Raw genomic sequence first — 18,331 nt, 5'->3', positions numbered from 1 at the left:
AAAAGGGGACGAACAATTATGGTGGAACACTTTACGCTGAGCCGTAAAATATTTATTGGGTTTAATTACATTTTCCTTGCGCTCTTGTCGGTTCTGTGCATATTACCGCTCGTTCATGTGCTGGCGGTATCGTTCAGCTCCAGTTCCGCTGCTGCGGCAGGTTACGTCAAGCTATGGCCAGTCGAATTCACACTGGAGTCTTATAAGTATGTCCTTGGAAAAGAAGAGTTTTTCGAATCCATCCTGATGACGATCAAACGCGTCGCCGTCGGTCTGACCGTCAATATGGTGCTGACGATACTCGTCGCTTACCCCCTGTCGAAAGAGGTAAACAAATTCCGGGGGCGGACGATTTACGCATGGGTGTTTGTGTTTACTATGCTATTTAACGGCGGACTTATTCCGTTGTATATGATGGTGAAATACACCGGAATTCTCGACTCCGTCTGGGCGCTTGTCCTGCCGTCAGCGGTTCCGATCTTTAATATGATCTTATTGCTCAATTTCTTCCGGGGCTTGCCGAAGGAATTGGAAGAGGCAGCCTTTATGGATGGTGCCGGCCACTGGACCACGCTCTGGAAAGTGTACGTGCCATTATCCGCGCCGGCTTTGGCTACCATTACGCTGTTCACCATGGTTTTCCACTGGAATTCCTGGTTCGACGGACTTATCTTCATGAACACGCCGGAAAATTACCCGCTCCAGAGTTACCTGCAGACAGTAGTTATCCAGCAAAATTTCAATAACGCAAGTCTTGAAACGATTGCGGAATTGTCGAAAATCAGCGACCGCACCTTCAAGTCCGCTCAGATCTTCCTTGGTTCGCTGCCGATTCTGCTCGTATACCCGTTCCTGCAGCGGTTCTTCATGAAGGGGATCGTGCTCGGCAGCGTGAAAGAATAGCCGCATTCCGGAGGTATCCGTAAGATGCTTACTACGAAGGAGTTAATCGCATGACATACAATTCGATCAGACCGGGCCAAGTATGGCTGGACACCGAAGGCAAACGAATCCAGGCTCACGGCGGATCTATTATTACCGTAGGCGATACGTTCTATTGGTACGGGGAAAACAAAGAAAAGACGAAAGTCGGCAGCGGAATTTGGCACTGGGGAGTAAGATGCTACGCCTCCAAAGACTTATACAACTGGGAAGACAAAGGCGTGATCATCCCTCCCGACGTTGACGACGCTGATTCCCCGCTGCATCCTGCTCAATATATGGACAGGCCGCATATTATCTTTAACCAGTCGACGCAGAAATTTGTTTGTTGGGTGAAGGTCATGAGGCAAGAGGGGCAAAAATCCACGATCCTGACCGCTGACCATATCCTGGGTCCCTACACGGTCGTTAACAAAGATATCCGTCCTTTAAATATGGGCGCCGGCGATTTCGACTTGGTCGTCGCTCCGGAAGGCAAGGCTTATTATTACTTTGAAAGAGTCCATTCCGAACTTATATGCGCCGACTTGACGGACGATTATACGGACGTAACTGGCTATTATTCTACGCATTTTCCAAATATCCAGCCTCCTTACGTGCGCGAAGCGCCTGCTTATTTCAACCGAAAAGGACTGCACTATTTATTTACGTCCGGAACAACAGGCTATCATCCGAACCCTTCGGAAGTCGCTTGCGCGAAAACCTTCCATGGTCCGTGGGATGTTCTGGGAGATCCGCATCCGGACGACCGGTCGCGAACGTCTTATAATTCGCAGATTACGTCCGTGTTTAAGCACCCGTTCAAGAAAGACCTGTATATAGCGCTCGCGGATCGATGGATACCGAATCTTCCGGAGCTTGTAGGGGATCGTTATGCGGATGGAACGCAATCCCACATCGCAGCCGACATTTATAAGTCGATCTTCGATCCGGAAATCGACTATGTGCTGAAAGTTGAAGACAAACTGCCCGTATCGCTCGATTTCGATACTTGCAATTCTGATTATGTATGGCTTCCGGTCCGGTTCGATGGGAACATGGCTTACCTGGATTGGAAGGAAGAATGGAAAATAGAGGACTACGAGTAATCATGACTTGCTAATGCTGGAGTGGAGGAAACGCATGGATAGAAGAGCGCGCAACTATTTAGATACTTCCCTGTCTGCTCAAGAGCGCGCGGATGATTTATTGCAGCGCATGAGTATCGAAGAAAAAATGGGGCAAATTGTCGGCTATATGCCGGACAAAGGGTCTATTGAAAAGCTTGAGAAGGACTATCCCCAGGGCGCTGGGGAAGTCGTTATGCTTTTCGCGGGCGAATTGGACAGTAAGGAGTCTGTTGTTGAAAAGGTAACACGCATCCAGGATAAAATTATGGAATTAAGCGATCACCGCATTCCCGCTATTTTTCATCTAGAAACATTAGCGGGTGCGTTGCTTCCCGAAGCAACAAGCTTCCCTCCGGGAATCGGGCAAGCCTCCACCTGGAATCCCGCGCTTCAGAAGGAACTGGCCAAGATTATTCGCAATCAAGCTCGGGCTGTCGGCGTTTCGCATGCGTTCGCCCCGGTGTTGGATATTTCCCGCGATCCTCGCTTCGGACGTCAAGGCGAAACGTATGGGGAAGACCCTGCGTTGGCGGCCGCGATGGGAACAGCTTATGTATCGGGTTTGCAAAACGATGGGGACCTCAAAGAAGGGGTACTGGCATGCGCCAAACATTTTGTCGGCTACCATATGACCCAGGGAGGCATTCATGCTGCCACAACGCCGATTCCTCCAAGAATGCTCCGAGAGGTATATGCGAAGCCTTTCCAGGCTGCCATAACCCTTGCAAACATGAAATCGATCATGAATACGTACAGTTCCATCGATGGCGAACCCGTCGTTGGTTCCCGAAGGTATCTTACCGAATTTCTGCGGGAGGAAATGGGTTTTGACGGCTTGGTCGTATCCGACTACACCTCCATCTCGGAGCTTCATACAAGGCATATGGTTTCTGAGACCAGGACGGATGCCGGTGAATTGTCCTTGAAGGCCGGTATGGACGTAGAATTACCTTCCAAGGACTGCTATAACGATGATTTAATGAAGCGTATTCAGGACGGTGAGGTTGAGATCGAGATTCTCGACCGGGCTGTCCGTCACGTATTAATCGCGAAGTTTGAGTTGGGATTGTTCGAGAATCCTTATCCGATGTCGAGCGATGAGATAGAACGTATATATGCAGATCCTAACAATAGAGAAACCAGCTTGAAAGCAGCGCGTGAATCGATCGTGCTGCTGAAAAATAAGGGTCTGCTTCCCCTAAAAAGGACTGCTCAGAAGAAAATCGCCGTAATCGGCCATCATGCGGCATCCACGAGATCATTATTCGGAGGATATTCGTATACGAGTTTGTTCGATGCCATGCTGAATGTCGGAAACACAATGGCAGGTGTGGACTTCGAAAAAATTTCTAATCTGAGCGCGAGCGAGTTCGGCGTGGATAAGAATCTCTACACGTATCCCGGAAGTATCGTGCAGGTCGAAAGCGCAAAAACGGAGGAGCTCGTAAGAAAGCATTATCCGACGTGTAATCATCTACTGGAGCAGATCATTCTGGAATGCCCGAATGCTGAAGTAACCTATGCTTATGGTTACGCCTATGCAGGGGACGATACATCCATGCACGATGAGGCACTGGCGGTAGCATTCGAAGCCGATGTGGTCATCCTTACTTTAGGTGGAAAACATGGATGGGGCATGTTCTGTACAACGGGTGAAGGAATCGATTCGACGAGTATTGGGCTTCCTGAATGTCAGGAAAGCTTCATCCGCAAACTTGCGGCATTGAAGAAGCCGACAGTAGCGGTTCATTTTGACGGCAGACCGATATCGAGCGACATGGCTGACCAACACCTCGACGCTATTCTCGAAGCTTGGAATCCGGGACAATACGGTGCGAAAGCCATGGCGGATATTTTATTCGGTGATTATAATCCGGCGGGAAGATTGCCGGTTTCGGTAGCTTACAACGCCGGACAAGTTCCTCTTTTCTATAATCACGATCATGGGTCGAGCTATCATGTCGGCACAATAAACGAATATACGAGTTATTTAGATTGCCCTCGAGAGCCCCGGTATTACTTTGGACATGGTCTTTCGTATACGACCTTCCGTTATTCGAACATGACGATCAGCATGGAGGCATATGAGCCCACGGACCAAGTCATCGTAACGATCGATGTAACAAATACAGGAGAGGTATTTGGTGAGGAAGTCGTTCAGCTCTACATTCGTGACAAATATGCAAGCGTGGTGCGTCCCGTTCAAGAATTGGCAGGTTTCGTAAGAGTTCCATTGAGACCGGACGAGACGAGAACGATCCAATTCATTATGGATCCGAGTCAATTTGCTTTCCTGGATACCAATATGACGTGGAAAATCGAGGCTGGCGAAATCGAAGCTATGATTGGGGCTTCTTCCCATGACATCCGGGTCAAAGGCTCTTTCCGGATTTGCTCCGATTTGTTCATTGACGGAAGAACAAGAGGGTTTTATGCAAATGCCATCATTCATTCGTAATGCATTTGTCTATGCAATAAGGGAGGAAGAATCGGCTCATGAAATCCATAAGCATGCACAGCTTGCAGCTTGGCGTCTGTTATTACCCGGAGCATTGGCCTGAGGAGCTGTGGGCTGACGATTTTCGGCGCATGCGGGAGATGAATATTTCAGTTATCCGGGTGGCCGAGTTCGCTTGGGCCATATTTGAGCCGGAAGAAGGGCGATATGATTTCAGCTTCTTTCTTCGAGTGTTGGACTTGGCTCATGACCATGGTTTAAAGGTCATTCTCGGAACGCCGACGGCCACTCCTCCGGCCTGGCTGACTCAGCGCTATCCGGAAGTCTTGAATGCTAACGTAGAAGGCGTGTTATATCGGCACGGCGCACGCCGTCATTACAACTACAGCAGCCCGAAGTACAGGGAGGTTTGCGCGAAGATCGTGCGTAAAATGGCGGAAGCCTATCGTGATCATCCTGCTGTCATTGGCTGGCAGATCGATAATGAACTGAATTGCGAGGTCAATGTTTTCTATTCGGAATCCGATCAAATCGCATTCCGGGAATGGGTGAAGAGCCGTTACGAAACGCTTGAGCAAATGAACAAGGCCTGGGGGACCATATTCTGGAGTCAGACCTATACCGATTGGGAACAGGTTCGCCTGACGCAGCCGACCGTTTCCGGATCGCCGAATCCGCATTTGGCTTTAGACGAGAAAAGATTTATCTCGGATATTGCGATATCATTCGCCAAGCTTCAATCGGATATTATCCGGGAACTGGCACCGCATCATTGGATAACGACGAACGGGACTTTCGGGCACTTGGACAACCATCAGCTGACCGAGGACGTGCTCGACTTCTTTTCACACGATTCTTATCCACAGTTTTCCACTATCTTTCCGGATACGGATCACAATCCGCTCATGGACCGCGGTTCCGGCATGGGACTGTCCAACGTCCGTTCGATGTCGCCAAATTTCTGCATCATGGAACAGCAGGCCGGTCCGGGCGGATGGACGAACCGATTTGGCATGGGGACGCCGAGGCCTGGACAGATCCGGTTATGGTCGTACCAATCCATCCTGCACGGCGCTGACTTGCTCGTCTACTTCCGTTGGCGGACGGCGACATTCGGCACCGAAATTTACTGGCACGGCATCAACGACTACCACAATGAGCCGAACAGGCGGGGTCAGGAGGTCGCCCAGGTAGGCGAGGAGCTCCAGCGGATCGGAGCTCTTGTCTCCGGGACGACGTATCGGGCGGATGTCGCCATTATGCAGGATTACGACAACTCTTGGGACGGGGAGCTTGACGAATGGCACGGCCCCCTTCATGGACAAAGCGTGCGATCTTGGTACAAGCAGCTGCAATATCGGCATATCCCCGTAGACATTATAACATTGCGCCAGACAATCGCTTTAGAGGATTTGTTGAAATACGAGCTTATTATTTATTCGCATCCGGCGATCATGTCTGACCAAACCGCATTGCTTCTAGCAGCGTATGCCGAGCAAGGAGGAAGGCTTCTGTTCGGCGCGCGCACCGGTTATAAAAATTTGAACGGACATTGTTATATGAGGCCTTTCCCGGGGGCGGTTGCCAAGCTTTGTGGAATCACAATCGAGGATTATACGCTGATTAAGGGCACGGTACCACCGGCGGAGATTCGTTGGATCGGCGAAAGAAGCTTACCTGCGGGAACGCGAACTGTTGGTTTTAACGAGATATTACGCCCAGCGGATCCGCAGGTTCAAATCGTTGCTGAGTACGCTACCGAGTATTATGCGGGTAAACCGGCTATGACGAAGCGGCCGTTCGGTCAAGGTGAAGTTTGGTATTATGGAGCTGCATTCCACGAACCGGTCGTCGATGCGCTAATTGACGAGTTGGGACTTACATCGCCTTCCGCCGATTGGTGGGATGCCCCGCCAGAAGTCGAATTCGGCGTTCGAGCCTTGGATGAAATGAAGTATGCCTTCTTACTGAATTACTCCGAAAGACCGGTCAACGTTCGGTTTAAGAAGGCGTTTAAGGAGCTGTTATCCGGAATGACCTTGGTCAATGAGGTTCGAATGGAACCGTATGGCGTATTCATTTTGGAGCAGCAATGATGCAAGTTTTTCAAAAAAATAGCTTATGAGGAGTAAAGCGTGAAAACGATTTCCAATCCAGTATTGTCAGGATTTAATCCAGACCCATCCATTCTTCGATTAGGCGAGGATTTTTATATTGCGACTTCAACCTTTCAATGGTTCCCCGGCGTGGCGATCCACCATTCAAAGGACTTGGTTAATTGGAAGCTTATTTCGCATCCGCTAAACCGAGTATCTCAGCTGGATCTAAAAGGAGTGCCATGCTCCGGGGGAGTTTGGGCCCCATGCCTGAGTTATAGCGACGGTGTGTTCTATCTCATCTATACCAATGCAGTAGCGGTAGATGGATGGGGATTTAAGGACACGCATAATTATCTCGTCACGGCCACTGATATTCATGGTGAGTGGTCTGAGCCGATTTATCTGAACAGCAGCGGGTTTGACCCGTCTTTATTCCATGATAATGACGGAAGAAAGTGGCTCGTAAGCATGCTGTGGGACTATCGGATGGGCAATAATGTAAAGAACCTCTTTGGGGGAATCCTGCTCCAGGAGTTCTCGCTTGAAGAGAAGAGGCTCATAGGCGAGCCAGTCAACATCTTTAAAGGATCTAGTATCGGTATCACCGAAGGTCCTCATCTTTATAAGCATAACGGTTACTATTATCTGATGACGGCAGAAGGCGGCACCGGTATTCACCATGCGGTAACGATGGCTCGTTCAAAATCAATTGAGGGACCGTATGAGATCGACCCCGCCAATCCCATATTAACATCCAGACCTGACACCACGCTGGTATTGCAGAAAGCGGGGCATGGGTGCATCGTGGACATGCCTAATGGAGAATGGTATATGGCACATCTTTGCGCTAGACCTATATCTACAACGGGGAGATGCAGCCTGGGAAGAGAAACCGCTATCCAAAAAATGATGTGGACGGAAGATGGATGGTTCAGATTGGCTCACGGAGGCAATAATCCCCTCGTTGAGGTAGAGGCGCCGAATCTTCCTGAATATAAATGGGAACCGGAACCGACCAGAGACGATTTTAATTCCGACCGATTAAACATCCATTTCGCATCACTCCGAATTCCGTTAGGCGAGGATATGCTGTCCTTAAAGGAAAGACCCGGTTATCTGAGACTAAAGGGTAAGGAATCGTTAATTTCCACGCATAAGCAAAGCTTGATTGCCAGAAGGCAGCAGTCGTTTCAATATTCGGCATCAACCTGTGTTGAATTTGAGCCGGGAAACTTTCAACAAATGGCTGGACTGATCTGCTTGTACGACAGACGTAATTTCTACTATCTTAGAATCAGTAATGATGAGAAGCTAGGCAAGTGCATTGGAATCGTTGCTGCCCAAAATATCGCATTCAGCCAGCCTGTGCATGATGTTTCGATAGAGGGCTGGGACCGGGTCTATCTCGAAGTGACGGTAGACTACGATCAATTACAATTTTATTATTCGAGGGATGAAGAAACGTGGGTCCCAATAGGTCCCGTCCTTGACGCGAGTACCCTTTCAGATGAGTTTAATAATGAAATGGCCTTTACTGGTGCTTTCGTGGGCATTTGCTGTCAGGATATGAGCGGCAAGGATAAGCATGCTGATTTTGATTGGTTTGAATATGTAGAACGGAAGTAGGATGAGTAGGATGAGTATGAATTTTCAAGTGCCAGACCCGAAGCGGGTAAGAGTTCTCATGAACACGGATGCTAAGAATGAGGCGGACGACCAATACGCTATCGTACATGCTTTGCTCACGCCTATGTTCATCAACAAAGGAATCATTGCGGCACATTTCGGTACTTGGCGGACAACGGATTCGATGGAAGAAAGTTATGCCGAAGTGAAGCGTGTTCTAAACCTGATGGGGGATGTAGGAGAGGTTCCGGTTTACAAAGGGGCTCCTCAGGCAATGCAGGATGAGCAAACGCCCGTTGTCTCGGGAGGCGCGGAGGCGATCATCCGCGAAGCGCTCTCTGATGATTCCCACCGGCTCTTCGTCGTTTTCCTTGGGCCATTGACCGACTTGGCATCTGCATACCTCATGGAGCCTCGCATTGCAGACCGATTGACGGCAATTTGGATCGGTGGAGGACCTTACCCTAACGGAAGATTGGAATTCAACCTGAGTAATGATATCCACGCGGCTAACGTGGTTATGGGCTCGAGTATTCCACTCTGGCAAGTACCGCAAAACGTATATAGCACAATGCGGGTCAGCCTGGCGGAACTGGAATCCAGGGTGAAGCCGCACGGCGAAATCGGGAAGTACCTTTTCGAGCAACTCATTCAATTTAATAACGATAATGCGCACGGGTGGCCAAGAGGTGAGTGTTGGGGCTTGGGAGATTCTCCGGTCGTAAGTCTTATATTAGACGATCTTGAGTACTCGGACGGTTTCGTTACCGTTCCCGCGCCGCGAATTACCGCCGACATGCATTATGTTCACCATCAAACGGAACGGTTGATCCGGGTTTACCGCAATGTAGATGTCCGATTTACGTTGGAAGATATGTACGCTAAACTGGAGTTGTTCGCTAAAAGGTCAAAGGAATAAAAACGGAGCTCTGCATATAGCATCGTAGGATGAACGGCAGAGATGTTTCCGATGTGTTATCCGACCGATATGACCTGGTAGACATTTCGCAATACAGAAAGTAATCCGATGTAAACGCGGATTACTTTCTGATTTTTACCGGACTTCCTACAAACTTGCCCTTTAGTCCGTGAGTCTCTTGACCACTTTTACGAATGGCTACCGCAATTTAACCTGTAGAACATTATATTCTGCGGCACACGTCATCTTTATTAAGAAGATGACGTGTGGAAGGTTCCTTACAACGTGTATCAGTGCATCATGGTTGGAACGACCTGTTTCATAGAAATGAGGGGAGCGAAATCCCAGCATTCTACTTTTTAAACGGCTGATCCACAATCGCATTCGGTTGTGGATTTCTCTTCATTCTTGATATCCATTCGCTAATGAGGAAAGGAGATAGAGCCAAAATATCTGCCGGAGTAGAGGTGAAATTCAATCCCGTCATACCGGTTTTTTTTCCACATCCGAGCCCTATGCAAAGTAGGGACCAACTCTTTTTAAAAATATCAGTTCCTTTTTTAACTTTCCCAGCGTTCCGATTTTCCGTAGTCGAGATCTTGTTGCTCATTGGAAACCATTTCCTGACGAGAGAAGCAGCTGGATCTAGCGGGAGATGAACCAAATGGGGAGATAAGAGCCTTTGGCTCCGACAACTGCTTTTTGCTGTCCGCCGAAGTGGCTAGCGATTTCACAGACGTGTATATCGGGATATATGCAACGTGGAATGGTAGACCTTGCACGGTCTCCGCCTATTTTGACTGTTCTAATATAAGTTACAATGACCTAAAGGAGCGACAATCGGGATGACCTATTTTACAGTATCCAACCTTCGAGTGAACTACAGAAAGAATCCATTGGGAATAGACGATGCTCGTCCCCGGCTAAGCTGGGAGTTGACCTCGGAAAGGAGAGGCTTTGTCCAATCCGCCTATCAAATCGAGGTAGCTCATGAAGACGATTTCTTACCGGCATTGGTGTGGGATTCCGGAAAGATTGATTCGGACCGTAATGTTCACATCGAATATGCCGGTCCTAACCTGAAATCCCGCACGCGTTATTATTTTAGGATTCGCGTATGGGACAATCAAGGGATGGTATCGGCATGGAGCGAACCCTCGTACTGGGAGACGGCATTGTTAGCCTCGGAGGAGTGGCAGGCAAGCTGGATTACGGCGCCTTCGTCGGCCGATGATACAGATCACGATGCCTGTGACTACTTGCGCTCGGACTTCACGATAGAGGGTCAGATCGTTTCCGCACGGGTGTATGCAACTTCACTTGGGCTGTACAGGCTGTTCGTGAACGGTGTGATTGCCGATGATACGCTGTTTAACCCCGGTTTTACAAGCTATACGAAACGCCTTCAATATCAAACCTACGATGTAACCGCGTTAATCTCCCAGGGAGTAAACACGATTGGCTTTATGTTGGGAAACGGATGGTACAAAGGATACTTGGCCTGGGAAGGCCAGAAGGAGTTTTTCGGGGCAAGCCGCGCCGCTCTGATTCAGCTGCATGTGACATTGTCCGACGGATCGGAACAAATCATCGTGTCGGATGGAAAGTGGCATGCGTCGAGCGGTCCACTACTCAGCTCGGAGCTCTATCATGGGGAGACATATGATGCCAGAATTGCGATCGATGGTTGGTCTTCGCCCGGATTCGATGATCAAGCATGGCCGAATGCGGCCATCCATCAGGCTCCTAGCTCCACGCTTGTTGCTCAAGAGAATGAACCTTCTAAGGTGACCGAGGTGCTAAAGCCTGCGACGGTGATCACAACACTTCAAGGCGACAAGGTGCTCGACATGGGCCAAAACATGGTCGGATGGGTAAGATTCGCCGTGAATGCTGAAGCCGGGACTGTTATCACGTTGCAGCACGCAGAAGTGCTGGACCGGGACGGGAATTTCTATACCGGAAATCTTCGTTCCGCGAAGCAGACGATCACCTATATTTGCCGTGGCGGCGGAGAGGAAACGTACGAACCGTATTTCTCCTTTCAAGGTTTCCGCTATGTTAAAGTGACAGGAGTCCCGAAAGAGCAGCTCATGGAACGGTTCGTTGGCTGCGTCATTCATACGGATTTGGAACCAACCGGTAGCTTCGCGTGTTCGGATGAGCTTGTCAACAAGCTCCAGAAGAATATCGTTTGGGGGCAAAGAGGGAATTTCCTCGACATCCCGACAGACTGTCCACAGCGCGACGAGCGATTGGGTTGGACCGGAGATGCTCAAGTTTTCATACGGACTGCGGCCTTTAACATGAACGTCGTCCCGTTCTTCGAGAAGTGGCTGAAGGATTTGGCGGCGGACCAAGAACAAGACGGCAGAGTACCGCATGTCATTCCCGATATCCCCGCCGCTGGTTACGGCTCCTCCGCATGGGGAGATGCGGCCGTCATTTGTCCATGGACGCTGTATGAGTGCTATGGAGATATCCGTGTGCTGAAAACCCAATATCCTAGCATGCAGGCCTGGGTGGAGTATATGCGGGCGCAAGGTGATAACGAATATTTGTGGAACACCGGATTCCATTTCGGCGACTGGCTTGGTCTGGACGCGAAAGAAAACAGCTACACCGGCGCGACGCCGAAGGATTTGATCGCCACCGCTTTCTATGCGTATTCGACCGATCTGCTGGCGAAGGCGGCCGCTGTAATCGGCAAAGCCAAAGATGCCGAAGAGTACCGCGCTTTGCATGAGAAAATTGTATCGGCATTCCGGACAGAGTTCGTGACCCCGAGCGGTAGGGTTGCTTCCCCGACTCAGACCGCGTACGTGCTCGCCTTGATGTTCGATTTGCTGGAGGAGAAAGACCGGCCTCGCGCGGCGAGAATGCTTGAAGAACACATTGAAGAGAGCGGGACGCACCTTACGACCGGTTTTGTAGGCACACCATACCTGAACCTAGTGCTCTCACGGTTCGGTTATACCGACCTCGCTTACCGCCTCCTTCTGCAGCAGGAATATCCTTCGTGGCTGTTCTCCGTTGTTCAGGGCGCTACGACGATCTGGGAGCATTGGGACGGCATCAAGCAGGACGGAACGTTTTGGAGTGACAATATGAACTCCTACAACCATTACGCATATGGCGCAATTGGAGACTGGTTGTACCGTGTCGTCGGCGGGATCGAACTAACGGAGCCGGGCTATAAAAAAATACGGATTCAGCCAGAATTCGGCGAACATTTTACTTGGGCTGACACTTCTTACGAATCAATACATGGAACTATTGCGGTATCGTGGAAGCGGGAGCAAAGCGGTACGTTGGAGATGAACGTGACGATTCCGCCGAATACGACAGCCGAGGTTGTAGTTCCGGTGAGTGATCGTAACCGGATTGCAGAGAACGGGAAGCAACTGGATCAGATATCCGGTCTGATCCGCGTTGAAGCAGCCGGCGAAGGCCTTTCGCTTGTGATCGGTTCCGGGAGCTACCGGTTTACATTTGCATGATCATCTTGTGGTTCGGCGGAAAAGGGGGGATTTTTCCTTTTGCGAAGGACAGGGAGGCAATACTGGGATGATTGTGGATCTAGGACGCCAAACAGCTGGGGGCTGACGCACTGCAGTATCTGCTGGTTTATTATCGCAGATCGTTTTAACTTGCAACGTGCGCAATGGGAAAAGCAGCTAACGCAATGAGCAAAACAGCTAAGCGACCGCTGGCGAGCTTGCGTTCACATTCAGCAGGCTTGATCGTTGAGACGAGTCTTCAATATAAAACGGCTCAGAACTGGAGCATCCAACTAAACTGCTGACCGGGCAGCCATTAAAAGTGGCTGCTGCCCGGAGGCAGGCGATTGACGGCGTACTACAACTGGGTACATCGCGATTGCATTGAGCTGGGGAACGACAGCACAGTCCGCTTAATAAGTCTGCACCTTCCGTTGAGGTGCAGTTCACCACAAGGTCAGCTGCCGTTAACATAAGATAATGTGCGGCTACGGTCGCAATGGAATTGGACCACTTAAGGGATAAAGGAGATGTATATTTCATGTCAACCTCTGCGAAGGTTATCAACCCCGTGATTTCTGGTTTTCATCCGGACCCCAGCATCTGCAGGGTGGGTTCGGATTATTATGTCGTCACCAGTTCGTTTCAATATTTCCCCGGGGTGCCAATTTTTCATAGCCGCGATCTTGTCCACTGGAAGCAGATCGGGCACTGTTTAACCCGAAAGAGCCAACTGGATTTGGATCAATGTAAAAGCTCTATGGGGATTTACGCACCGACTCTAAGGTTTCATCAGGGCCGGTTCTACATGGTTACCACGAATATGAAGAACTTACGTAACTTCTTCGTATGGGCAGAAAAACCCGAGGGACCTTGGTCCGATCCAATTTGGTTGGATTGGCCGGGAATCGATCCATCACTATTTTTTGACGATGATGGCCGCGTCTACATTTCTGGTACCAACAGTTTTGAAAAGGCGGAGACTCCGGGGATCTATCAGGCAGAGCTTGATATCGAAACCGGAAGTCTCTTATCACCACGCCGATTGATTTGGGAGGGGACCGGCAGTGTTGCACCCGAAGGACCGCATCTCTACTGCATTCAGGGTAAATACTACCTATTAATAGCAGAGGGCGGAACTGAATACGGACATATGGTTACGATCGCGCGCGGCGAATCGCCTTACGGGCCGTTCGAAAGCAATCCGAAGAACCCGATTCTGACGCACCGTAGCACGGGGTATCCGATCCAAGCTACTGGCCACGCGGATCTCGTTCAAGCGGGGGATGGCCGTTGGTGGGCCGTTTTCTTAGGGATCCGTCCGGTGTCCGTTCCTTTTAGAGGTCGACACCATCATTTAGGTCGAGAGACGTTTCTAGCGCCTGTTGCTTGGTCTTCCGATGGGTGGCCGACAATCGGCGATGGAGGAACCGTGCCGGAGAAGATGGACGTCGGTACGCTTCGACTTGAAGGCGAGACGAAGTGGCTAGAGATAGATCATTTTAATGAAACATATCTGCAACCCTGTTGGAACTTTATAAGGAATCCGGACCCCAACAGTTGGTCGCTTGAGGAACGGCGAGGCTGGCTGACGCTCCGTGGTTCTTCGATATCTTTGAACGATATGGGTTCCCCCGCGTTTGTAGGCAGGCGGCAACAGCATTTCCATTGCACCGTTTCAACCTTGCTCCATTTCGAACCGACCCGCGAAGGAGAGGAAGCGGGACTTACCGTATATATGGACGAACGGCACCATTATGAAATCGGGCTCACCCTAGACCCACAGAACGGCCGAAACGTGTTTCTTCGCCGCCGAGTGGGTTCCTTGTGGAAGGTCGAATTACAGGAAAGCTTTACCGGCATGGAGATCGTTCTGGGGGTGGAAGCCAATGAATCGAACTATTCCTTTTTTTATGAATCAAATGGAATCCGAAAACTTTTCGGCCTCGGGGAGTGCGCTTTACTTTCCACCGAAGTTGCAGGAGGATACACAGGCGTATACTTTGGTCTTTATGCCACAGGGAATGGACGATCTTGCACGGTTCCCGCCTGTTTCGATTATTTTTACTACTCTCCTTCGAAGGAACAATAAAACAACCAGATGCCCTTCGGTAACGGCGAATACAGGATACGCTTCATGCCTCAAGAATTTGGCGTTTGGCGGTATGAGATTCACTCTTAATGCGAGGCTCCGAGCCAGAGGGCAAGCGGGAAAATGAAAGTGAAGTTACCGGGTAAGGAAGGCACTGCTGTAATTGCAACACGTATAACGACGTAATGGAACAATACGGTAAGATCCTAGAGAGCGGTACGAATCGATCTAACGAAGAAGTTGCCTGAGCGATGAACCATTAAGAAGAAGAGACGATGGAATGATCCGATCGTCTTTTTTGTATACGCCTTCTTGTTTGGACAGAAGAGTTCCTGTTGCTTGCGTTTTGTCGACGGGGTTACCTGGCACGGTTTCGGTACTGTTTCGGCGTGACGCCCGCGTATTTCTTGAACACCTTCACGAAATGAGCCTGATCGTAGAAGGTGAGTCGCTCTCCGATGCTCGAGATCGGGTCGTTGGAATGGTCGAGAAGCTGCTTTGCTTCCTCGATGCGTTCCTTCTGAATATAGTTCGCCAGCGTGAATCCGGTATCTTTTTTGAACAGCTTCGATAAATAGTGGGGGTTGAGTCCAGATACAACCGCGAGTTGCTTGAACGTAATCTCTTTGAACAGATGCTTGTAAATGTAGTCCATGCTGTCGCGGACCTGCTTCGAGACGTTCGTCTTGCGGCTCAGGGCAACGCGATCGGCGAAGTCGACGATCGCACCGATGACGGCGGCCTCGACCTTCGAAAGGTCGTTCATCTCCTCGATATGTCGAATATGCAATTCGCACAACGCAGAGGCCAATTCCTCGTTCAGTCCACCTTCGGCCGCGGCGCGGCTGCTTATCGTGATGCCGCCGATAGCGAGATTCTTCACATTGCGCAGATGCCCCCGGCTTGACATCGCGCCGACGGGGGCTTGTCCGCTCGTCGCTTTGGCCAGTTGCTTCATTAACTCGGTTGTCTTCCCCTTCCGGATGAGCTCCAACATCTGGTCCACGGATCCGTACGTCTCTTGGAAAAGTGAAAACTCCCGCCGATCCGCGATCTCCCGCTCTTTCTCCTTCCGCCGCATGAAGGAGTCGGATTGAAAGCTGGTTTGAAACACATCCATGACGTCCAGTGCTTCCATGTTCAGCATCCAGTTGGCCGACAGGCAGATGTGGAGGAGGCGGAGACTGTCCACGTTCTGAAGGCCGCGCCAATATGAGATCCATTCGTTCCGTTCCCAAGTCGGGATGCCGTGATCGTCTAAAAGCTTGGCGTACAGCGCCTCGCTCGGCTTCTGTCTTGACGACGGGCCGAGAATGACTACTGCGGCGCGTCGGCCATTTCGCTTCACCGGTATGACGGCGAACTGTTCCAAGCGATCGGTTTCTTGTACGACGGGAGCAAGTAGATCTTCTCCTGCTAGGATCACCGCACGGAAAAGGTCATACGAATCGGAGTAGGAGGGATGCGCAGGCATGCCGACGCTCCAGAATGATTCCTCCGGAACGTCCGCTTCCTTCTTGTAATAAACCGGAAGCTGCAGCGTCTCATGAAGTAACTTGCAGAGATATGATAAGTCAGGAGCATTGTCCATAACGAACACAGAGATCAACTCGATTTCATACAATTTTTTTTTATATTGTACCATAAGATAGGCGACATGTATGTCATAATGTAATATGTAAATGCTTTCAACTTGAGTATCCCGGAGGGGAAGCGATGGAAAATCATCCGAGATTGAAGTTTGGCGAGAAGCTTGCGCTCGTGATCGGGAACGCGCCGAATACGTTTCACTACCAAATTATCCAGATGTATTTGCTGTTTTTCTACACGGATTTCATGAAACTGCATCCGGCTTTTATTGCGGCGTTATTCCTGGCGGTTCGAATCATTGATGCGTTTGCCGCTCCGTTCTTTGGCGCTTTGGTAGACCGACTCCGAACGCCGTGGGGGAAGTACACACCGTGGTTCATCCTTCTGGGGATTCCTTTCGGAATCTTCGGTTGGCTGACGTTTACCGTGCCGGATTTAAGCGAGACAGGGAAGGTCGTCTATGCTGTCGTTACTTATACCGTTTACAGCATCTTCGCGTCCATCGCCACAATTCCCAGCAACGCAGTGATTCCGGCCGTGACCAAGCGAGTGGACGAGCGATTGTCGGTCGGACAGTTTGGATTTCTCTTCGTCATTCTAGGCGCCTTGGTCGTTCAGATCGGCACAGTTCCGCTATATAAAGCTTTAGGCGGGGGGAATGACGCTAGAGGGTTCTCGCTGCTCATGGCGGTGGCCGCCGTGTTCACGATCTCGATTTCTATCTTCCAATGGAGGAAGGTGAAGGAGCGGTATCTGGTCGAAACCCGCAAGGACGACGACCGGCCTACTTTCAAGCAGATGATCGCAGCGACATTTACGAACAAAGCCGCTGTTATCATCTACGTCTATCTGTTTGCAAGCGCATTATCTTCAGGAGTAAGGTCGGGGGTTCAGATTCATTTCTACAAATACTTTTTTGATAATGAAAGCTTAATGGTTCTCATGGGGATTGTTGGCTTAATTCCGACGCTCATCGGGGTCGCTTTCAGTCAACCGATCGTGAGACGATTCGGGTTAAAACGCGTCATCCTGGCCGGCGTCATCGCGAACTTGGCGACGTGTCCCGTCTACTTATTCATTCCGGACGATCAGACAGGGCTGCTCATCCATATCGCCGTCACCGTTCTCACCTGTTTGATCGGCGGCTTGGGAAGCCCGGCACAGGGTGCACTCATGCCGGCCGCCATCGATTACACCGAGTGGAAGACGGGCCTCAATCTGAATGCTTTCATGAGCTCATTCAACGGTTTCATACAGACGTTCGCGACCGCTTTGTCCGGCGCGATCGCGGCCGGCGCGTTGAGCTTGATTGGGTACGTGCCGGGTATCGAGCAAAGCTATGATACACTCTTCGGGCTTCGGGTGTTAGTCGGCATCCTACCCGCGGTGTTCGGCGCGATCTCTATCTGCATCGTCTGGTTTGACTTGACAGAGGAGAAGCAGGCGCAGATCGCGAGAGAACTCGCGGCTATACGGAACGGCAACACATTGAAATGTGAAGATTAATAGGAGGAAAAGATCATGGCGGTGCATGAAAGCGAGAAAAAGTTGTACGATGGAATGGAAGATCCTCTCTACAACCGACCGGTCATAGACAGCCAGACCGACATAACGTCCCCGGTGCCGCATCGTAAGGTGTCGGGACATTTTGAGGGCACGGATAAAAAGTTCACCTTCTATTTTCCGTTAAAAAGTCAATGGGGTGGACGATTTTACCAACAGTTATACCCCCTTCAAGATGAAAACGCCTCTGATCGTACTGTCGAATTCGGTGTTGAAAGCGGGGCGTATACGGTCCAGACAAACGGGGGCGGCGGTTACCGGGTTGATGCGGCAGTGGCACAGTTTTCCAGGAAGGTCGCAGCAGAATACTACGAGACCTCCGAGCGGATTTATGGCTACGTGTATGGCGGCAGCGGCGGATCTCTTCAGACGCTCGGTGCGATTGAGTGTACCACAGGAGTATGGGATGGCGCCGTTCCGTTCATCCCTGCCA

The 18,331-nt window shown here is 50.3% G+C and carries 13 protein-coding genes; 10 read left to right on the top strand and 3 right to left on the bottom strand.

Annotation, left to right across the window (positions count from 1 at the left end; translation table 11 throughout):
- Positions 1-18 precede the first annotated feature (18 nt).
- From BK126_RS04985 to BK126_RS04960, 6 genes are read left to right on the top strand one after another with little or no spacing between them, the layout of a single operon-like run.
- A complete protein-coding gene (locus tag BK126_RS04985) occupies positions 19-903 on the top strand; it encodes a carbohydrate ABC transporter permease (protein WP_076311561.1) in 885 nt (294 codons plus the stop codon).
- A gap of 50 nt (positions 904-953) precedes the next feature.
- Positions 954-2,030, top strand: coding sequence for a family 43 glycosylhydrolase (locus BK126_RS04980; protein WP_076311560.1), 1,077 nt, complete (start codon positions 954-956; stop codon positions 2,028-2,030).
- A 34-nt stretch (positions 2,031-2,064) separates the two neighbouring features.
- Positions 2,065-4,509: a glycoside hydrolase family 3 N-terminal domain-containing protein gene (locus BK126_RS04975; RefSeq protein WP_076311559.1), complete on the top strand. Its 2,445-nt coding sequence runs from the start codon at positions 2,065-2,067 to the stop codon at positions 4,507-4,509.
- 38 nt (positions 4,510-4,547) lie between these two features.
- Complete coding sequence (locus BK126_RS04970; RefSeq protein WP_076311558.1) at positions 4,548-6,605, top strand: beta-galactosidase; 2,058 nt, start codon at positions 4,548-4,550, stop codon at positions 6,603-6,605.
- Between the two features lie 39 nt (positions 6,606-6,644).
- A complete protein-coding gene (locus BK126_RS04965; RefSeq protein ID WP_076311557.1) occupies positions 6,645-8,234 on the top strand; it encodes a glycoside hydrolase family 43 protein in 1,590 nt (529 codons plus the stop codon).
- Between the two features lie 10 nt (positions 8,235-8,244).
- A complete protein-coding gene (locus tag BK126_RS04960) occupies positions 8,245-9,153 on the top strand; it encodes a nucleoside hydrolase (protein ID WP_256702702.1) in 909 nt (302 codons plus the stop codon).
- A 352-nt stretch (positions 9,154-9,505) separates the two neighbouring features.
- Here the strand turns inward: BK126_RS04960 and BK126_RS04955 are convergent, their stop codons facing one another.
- The gene (locus tag BK126_RS04955) at positions 9,506-9,763 is read right to left on the bottom strand and encodes a hypothetical protein (protein ID WP_076311556.1); all 258 of its coding nucleotides are present in this window, start codon (positions 9,761-9,763) and stop codon (positions 9,506-9,508) included.
- Positions 9,764-9,998: 235 nt separating this feature from the next.
- On the opposite strand from BK126_RS04955, the gene BK126_RS04950 reads away from it, so the two are divergent.
- Complete coding sequence (locus BK126_RS04950) at positions 9,999-12,653, top strand: glycoside hydrolase family 78 protein (protein ID WP_076311555.1); 2,655 nt, start codon at positions 9,999-10,001, stop codon at positions 12,651-12,653.
- 198 nt (positions 12,654-12,851) lie between these two features.
- Here BK126_RS04950 and BK126_RS29005 read toward each other — a convergent pair whose 3' ends face one another.
- Positions 12,852-13,196, bottom strand: a complete 345-nt coding sequence (locus BK126_RS29005; protein WP_143757676.1) for a hypothetical protein — start codon at positions 13,194-13,196, stop codon at positions 12,852-12,854.
- On the opposite strand from BK126_RS29005, the gene BK126_RS04945 reads away from it, so the two are divergent.
- Both BK126_RS04945 and BK126_RS30190 read left to right on the top strand, forming a co-directional pair.
- A complete protein-coding gene (locus tag BK126_RS04945; RefSeq protein WP_076311554.1) occupies positions 13,195-14,745 on the top strand; it encodes a glycoside hydrolase family 43 protein in 1,551 nt (516 codons plus the stop codon). The two genes, BK126_RS29005 and BK126_RS04945, sit on opposite strands and share 2 nt — an antisense overlap.
- Before the next feature lie 9 nt (positions 14,746-14,754).
- Positions 14,755-14,835: a DUF5060 domain-containing protein gene (locus BK126_RS30190; protein WP_076311553.1), complete on the top strand. Its 81-nt coding sequence runs from the start codon at positions 14,755-14,757 to the stop codon at positions 14,833-14,835.
- Positions 14,836-15,103: 268 nt separating this feature from the next.
- On the opposite strand, the gene BK126_RS04935 is transcribed toward BK126_RS30190, so the two are convergent.
- Entirely contained in the window at positions 15,104-16,390 is a 1,287-nt protein-coding gene (locus tag BK126_RS04935) for a helix-turn-helix domain-containing protein (protein WP_076311552.1), read from the bottom strand.
- Between the two features lie 71 nt (positions 16,391-16,461).
- Between BK126_RS04935 and BK126_RS04930 the strand changes: the two genes are divergently transcribed.
- On the top strand, positions 16,462-17,841 hold the full coding sequence (locus BK126_RS04930; RefSeq protein ID WP_076311551.1) for an MFS transporter: 1,380 nt from the start codon (positions 16,462-16,464) through the stop codon (positions 17,839-17,841).
- Positions 17,842-18,331: the final 490 nt, after the last annotated feature.

The organism is Paenibacillus sp. FSL H7-0326 (genome assembly GCF_001955535.1).
GTDB lineage: Bacteria > Bacillota > Bacilli > Paenibacillales > Paenibacillaceae > Paenibacillus > Paenibacillus shunpengii.
The sequence above is the reverse complement of the archived record's forward strand: the minus strand, read 5'-3'. Positions and strand labels throughout refer to the sequence as shown.